The sequence below is a fragment of the Syntrophales bacterium genome, from assembly GCA_030655775.1.
Lineage (GTDB): Bacteria > Desulfobacterota > Syntrophia > Syntrophales > JADFWA01 > JAUSPI01.
Map to the genome: position 1 here is coordinate 1 of JAUSPI010000150.1, position 3355 is coordinate 3355.

Sequence of the window (3355 nt, forward strand, 5' to 3'; positions counted from 1 at the left end):
TCTTTCAATCTCCTGCAGAGCGAGGGCGCATTCATCTTTTTCCAAGTTGTGAATAGTATTGATAGAAATCACTACATCAAATGAATTGTCTTCAAAAGGGAGATCCTTAGCATTGGCCACCTGAACATGGGGTTGCATATCCTCAATCGCATTTTCAATCGCGTACTCGGAGATGTCAACACCTTTTACTGTGATACCGGGTATTAATTCCGCCATATCGTGCATCATAAATCCTTTGGCACATCCCACATCCAGAATAGAGCTCAAAGCCGTTAGCCCGAAATGCTTTTGAAAAGTCGGGGTCACGGGTTGCCAGAACCTGGAATTATATGAGAACCCACCGTAACCATGTTTCCGATCTCCGTCGAAAAATTCCCTGCCGAATTCCCTGGCAATGGCCCTATCTTTTTCAGTTTTAGACGCCCCGCGGTCTTTCACATCCCGCTTGGTCTTCGGGTAGTTTGCTAATAAATCAATCTTTTGGCCCATCTTTGTTTCTCCCTACGCTGCAATGAAGATTTCTCGCTCCGCTCGAAATGACAACGTTGGCGCATTCTCGGATAGCCTATTATGATAAGCTTTGGATTTTATTCATGCTCCTGACATTGTAACAGCCATCTTTATCTTCCAGCTTTCCAGCTTCAAAGGCATCGACAATCTCTTTCATGGCATATTCAACGTTATATTTTGGTTTAAAACCGGTAGCCAGGAGCTTATCGGAGTTCAGACGGTAAGAGCGTGGGTCGTTTGACGGAGTTACCACTATCTCGGCCGGCGCCAATTCCGTTGCCTTTTTGGCAATGTCCAGGATTGAAATGTTTTCAAAGCCAGCATTGTAAATGCCCTGGACTTTTTCTCCCTGTTCAATGAAAAAGAGAACAAGGTCTGTAATGTCCTGGATGTGGATATTGGGCCTGACCTGATCTCCGCCAAACACCGTTATTTTCTTGTTAGCCAGTGCCTGCATTATCAACATATTGACTGAAAGATCAAGGCGCATTCTTGGAGAATATCCGCAGACAGTTGCAGGGCGAATGCACTGAACCACGATGGAATCTTTGTAACTCAGGAGAACCCGTTCGCTTACCATCTTGGTTTTGTTGTAATCGGAGATGGGAACCAGAGAGAGATCTTCTGTAACCTGAGGTTCTTCTTTTACCCCGTAAACACTGCCGGAACTGAAGAATATAATCTGTTTTGCATTATGCCGAATTGCCCATTCGGCAAGGCTCATAGTTGCCAGTGCATTTACCTCCCATGAAAGTTTCGGGTTAAGGTCTCCGCAGGGGTCGTTGGCAACATTGGCAAGATGGATGACAACGTCCACGTCTTCCATTGTCAGGTTGTCGATGTTACGAATGTCCTGCTGGATTATTTTTAAATTTTTATGCTCCGGAAGAAAGTTTCCAAACCACATGATGTCGACGACGGTGACTTTGAAGCCTGCGTTCAGCAGCTTTGGGGTTAGAACGGAACCTATGTAACCGCAGCCGCCTGTTAAAAGAATGTGCATAAAATCTCCTTTTGAGGTTTAGGGTTCAGGGCGTAAGACGTAGGGCTGAGGGATTAAGGGCGAGCTTGAATCAAACGCATCAGCATGCCCGATATCGCCTTACATTCCCTTTCAATATTTTCAAAACTTTCTTTATCAAGATACCCTATCTCATAAGCTATAATGGATTGGGTCAACACTTCTGCGGTGGAACCCTTCGCTATATAAAAATACCTGATGGATTGCTTGTCAGAACCAGATTCATCGCCTTCCGCTATGTTGCTCGGTATGGAAACAGCAGCCCTGCGAATTTGATCTCTTAAACCATAATCTTTACAAAATACACCCTGTTGAGTCTGCGCATAAAGATAAACCACTAAATCCTTACCTTTTTGCCAAACCTTGAGTTTCTTAAAATTCCCCATTCCTTACGCCTTACGCCCTATGCCCTTATGCCTTATGTATATAATCAAAAGGCTGTTTTTTTAGCTCTTCCAGATTATCTTTTACCCAGGCAATGGTTTCTTCAATTCCCTGTTCCAGGCTGATCTGATCTTTCCACCCTAATGTTTCCCTTGCTTTGGTGCTATCGAGCAAATAGGCCGCATCCTTGCCCATACGTTCTCCCACATCTTCAATATTATCTTCAAATGATAACTCCATTTGTTCCGCTATCATCTGAACGAGCGACCGAACGGAAATATTTCGAGTAGTGGAAAGATGATATATTTCTCCGGGGCCTCCATTGCGAGCTGCGTGGAGAGTTCCATCCGCAACATCACGGATATGAACAAATGAACGTACCGAATGGCCACCGCCATGAAGTTGCAGTTTTTTGCCTAACATGAAATAGAGTATGGCCCGGGGAATAATGCGGTAAAGCTGCTGCCCGGGGCCATAAACATTGGCCGCACGGGTGAACACAACAGGGAAATCATAGGTATCAAAAAATGTCTTCAGGCTCATATCAGTAGCAGCGCGGGACACGGCGTAGGGAGTGCTCGGGTTGTAGTTTGTGCTTTCCTGTACAAGTCCCTCGCAACTGCCATACACCTCGGGAGTGGAAATATGGACATACTTTTTCAGAAACTCACATCGGCGCAATAGATCATGTAATTTCATCGTAGCTACTGTATTGGTCTGGAACCAATGCTCAGGATGTTGCCAGCTTTCACCCACCATACTTTGGGCGGCAAAATTGACAACATAGTCCGGTTCAAATTCACGAATAATTTTCATTAGCTGATCTAAATCATGATTTAGGTCCAACTGGCAGAATTGGAAAGTTGCATTCTGTCTGTTTTTGTATGGAAGAAAGACTGCATTCGGCTCGGGGGATCGACTTATTCCGATTACTTTTGACCCTTCCGCAAGGGTGTAATTAACAAAATGTGCCCCGGAAAAGGAATTACTGCCGATGACTGCTATTTTCTCTTTCATTATTATTCCTCTCTCAGAATCAGAGCTGTCAAAAATATCCGCAAGTCATTGCGAAGCAAAGCGACGTGGCAATCTATCATGATTACACAGAGTTAAAGATTGCTTCGCTGTCGCTCGCAATGACAATGTGCCCATTACGCAAGCATCTCTCATCAAAGCTTTTTGGGCCTATTTCATAAGGCTTGTAATGCTTTTCATAAGTTTCACGCGATCTATTGACCTTTTGTTTCCCACAATCGACACTGCATCCGCACCAACAAGATTGCCGACAAAACTTATCACATCCGCAGGAACACTATCGGCGGACATCACAGATGTTAAGGCCAGAACCGCATCACCTGCACCCACACGATCAACAACCTTCACTGCAAAGGCGGGGCATGAAGTGAACCCTTCATCCTTGCGATAGAAAAGGCTTCCATT

Annotated in this window: 5 protein-coding genes; all 5 read right to left on the reverse strand. The window is 44.8% G+C overall.

Annotated elements, in window-relative coordinates:
* Positions 1 to 489 (reverse strand): methyltransferase domain-containing protein (locus tag Q7J27_07915; GenBank protein MDO9529069.1); only part of this gene is annotated, 489 nt, incomplete at its 3' end.
* 79 nt (positions 490 to 568) lie between these two features.
* The gene (locus Q7J27_07920) at positions 569 to 1513 is read right to left on the reverse strand and encodes an SDR family oxidoreductase (GenBank protein MDO9529070.1); all 945 of its coding nucleotides are present in this window, start codon (positions 1511 to 1513) and stop codon (positions 569 to 571) included.
* Between the two features lie 53 nt (positions 1514 to 1566).
* On the reverse strand, positions 1567 to 1917 hold the full coding sequence (locus Q7J27_07925; GenBank protein MDO9529071.1) for a four helix bundle protein: 351 nt from the start codon (positions 1915 to 1917) through the stop codon (positions 1567 to 1569).
* Positions 1918 to 1942: 25 nt separating this feature from the next.
* The gene (locus Q7J27_07930) at positions 1943 to 2932 is read right to left on the reverse strand and encodes a GDP-mannose 4,6-dehydratase (protein ID MDO9529072.1); all 990 of its coding nucleotides are present in this window, start codon (positions 2930 to 2932) and stop codon (positions 1943 to 1945) included.
* 168 nt (positions 2933 to 3100) lie between these two features.
* On the reverse strand, positions 3101 to 3355 hold a 255-nt coding region (locus Q7J27_07935; GenBank protein ID MDO9529073.1), incomplete at its 5' end, for a hypothetical protein.